The sequence below is a fragment of the Rickettsiales endosymbiont of Peranema trichophorum genome, assembly GCF_004210275.1.
In the GTDB taxonomy this organism is placed as follows: Bacteria; Pseudomonadota; Alphaproteobacteria; order Rickettsiales; family Midichloriaceae; genus RICK02.
Map to the genome: position 1 here is coordinate 1 of NZ_SCFA01000121.1, position 1,205 is coordinate 1,205.

1 pseudogene is annotated in these 1,205 nt (G+C 35.0%); it reads left to right on the forward strand.

Annotation, left to right across the window (positions count from 1 at the left end):
• The first annotated feature begins 149 nt into the window (after positions 1 to 149).
• Positions 150 to 1,014: pseudogene (locus tag EDM53_RS05860) on the forward strand (IS5 family transposase).
• The last annotated feature ends 191 nt before the right edge of the window (positions 1,015 to 1,205 follow it).

Sequence of the window (1,205 nt, forward strand, 5' to 3'; positions counted from 1 at the left end):
TCACTACACTTTACTTTGAATCACAGGAGGCTGATGATTTAAGAAACTTCGGCTTTAGCAAGGATTGTAAGTTTAATAGACTTCTTGGATAACTTAGGAAGTAAGTATAGATAATAGATTATTTATACATGAGGATAAATGAGGTTATGATAAAGTACGATAGAATCAAGGAGTACAAAGAAGAGGATTTTCGAAGGCTGAGGGGAGTCAAGAGGTCGACATTTGAAAAGATGATAGGAATACTGCAAGAAGCGGATCAAAAGAAGAAAGCAAGTGGAGGTAAGCCTAATGCATTATGTATGGAAGATAGATTATTAATGACGTTAGAATATTTAAGAGAATACCGTACATATTTTCATGTTGCATCTTCATATGGTATATCAGAGAGTAGTTGTTATAGGAATATCAAGTGGATAGAAGATACACTAGTCAAGCATCCAGACTTTGGGTTACCAGGAAGGAAGGCTTTGCTTAGAAGTGATATGGAATATGATGTTATATTGATAGATGCAACAGAGACGGGAATAGAGCGTCCAAAAAAAAAGAAGGGTAAAGAATAAGAAGCGTATTAAGAATCGGAATAACAAGCAGAAATACTATTATTCTGGCAAGAAGAAAAGGCATACTTTAAAGAGTCAAATTGCTGTTAACAAAAGAACAAAGCAAGTTATTTGTACAGCATTCACAAATGGGAAGCGTCATGATTTCAGGTTATTTAAGGAATCCAAAACGAGAATGCAGCCTGGAATAAAGGCTGTTACAGATACTGGATATCAAGGTATACAAAAGCTACATGCTAGATCTGAATTGCCAAGAAAGAAGAGCAAGAAGAGTCCATTAACAAAAGAGGATAAAAAGAAAAATAGAGAACTTGCAAGTGAAAGAGTAACAAATGAAAATGTTATTGGCATGCTCAAACGATTTAAGATTATCTCTGACAAATACAGAAATAGACGTAAAAGATTTGGGCTAAGGTTCAATTTGATTACAGGAATTTATAATATGGAGTTGTGAATATCAGGTTATGCAAGAGGTCTAATGAAGTGCAAATAGTTTTAAGCATAGTCATTAACAGTGAAGGTAGGCCACTGACCTATGACATCTTTCCTGGGAACACATTCGAAGGGTACACTTTATTGCCTATTCTTGATAGGTTAAAGGAGAGGTATGAGATCAATAAAGTAGTGATTGTAGCTGATAGAGGC